At 49.1% G+C, this 1,315-nt stretch carries 1 protein-coding gene; it reads left to right on the plus strand.

Going from position 1 to position 1,315, the window contains the following annotated elements:
• Positions 1-155: 155 nt before the first annotated feature.
• A partial coding sequence (locus ACJ751_RS09475; RefSeq protein ID WP_407745246.1) for a SusC/RagA family TonB-linked outer membrane protein occupies positions 156-1,315 on the plus strand: 1,160 nt, incomplete at its 3' end.

Consider the following 1,315-nt stretch of genomic DNA (forward strand, 5'->3'; position numbering starts at 1 on the left):
CACTGCCTGTTTCTTCACCTTAATCTTAACAAATGATTGCGACGATTCGGAAATTCTGTTTTCTGCTGGTCATCCTCTGGTCATGTTTACCCTATGAATCAGCTGCCCAACAAAAAAGGATTTTCGGCAAGGTATTCAACACATCCAATTTACCTATGCCGGGAGTCAATGTTCAATTAAAAGGGACTACCATTGGAACCTTTACCGACCCCAAGGGTGTCTTTACGCTTAGCATTCCTGATACCAAACAAGCTATTCTTGTTGTATCTGCCGTGGGTTTTACCACCCAGGAGGTAGATGTAACCAACAACAACGGCGAAGTAACCGTTTCCCTGGCGGAACAAGTTACCCAACTCAGTGATGTGGTGGTAGTTGGTTATGGCACCGCCCGCAAAAAAGACCTTACCGGTTCCGTAGGGTCTGTTGCGCTGTCGAGTGTTGACAAAACACCCGTTTTTGGTACCGGCCAGTTAATGCAGGGCCGGGTAGCCGGGGTTCAGGTAACCCAAACTAACGCCCAGCCGGGTTCTTCTTTCACCGTGCGCATTCGTGGAACCAACTCTATTTCATCGAGCAGCGATCCGCTATATGTGGTGGATGGCTATGCCGGCGCCGACATTACTGCACTAAACCCTAACGACATTGTTTCCATTGATGTACTTAAGGACGCTTCCGCCACTGCCATATACGGTAGCCGGGGCGCCAATGGCGTGGTAATGATCACCACCCGCAGAGGCTCTGCCGGTAGAAAGTCACTTACTTTTGATGCGTATACCGGCGTGCAGCAGGTGGCCAAGAAGCTCCATATGATGGATGCCAAACAATACGCCGAGTACATGAACGAAACGTACGCCAACTTAAATCCAACAAGTAGCAAAAGGCCTTTCAGCGATGCACAGGTTGCCGCACTGGGTAAAGGCACCGACTGGCAGGATGAATTGTTCCGCAGCGCCCAGATGTCGAACTTCAACCTTGGCTTTAGCGGTGGCAATGTGGATACCCGCTATTACCTGAGCATGAACTATTACACCCAGGATGGTATCATCATCAACTCCAACTACAAACGGGGCAATGTACGGTTCAACCTCGATACCAAAGTGAGTGAAAAGATCAAAATAGGTCTTAATACACAAATTTCTTACGACAACCAGTTAAAGGCTAATGTAAATACAACGGGTGGCAGCACCGGCGGCACCCTGCTCGATGCCTTGTTATTTAACCCGGGTATTCCTGTACGTGACAGCACAGGTGCCTTTACTTATCAGAACGCTCCTAAAGACTACGCCATTATAGCCGGTAACCCGGTAGCAGCTGC

Source organism: Niastella sp. (assembly GCF_045805085.1).
Lineage (GTDB): Bacteria > Bacteroidota > Bacteroidia > Chitinophagales > Chitinophagaceae > Niastella.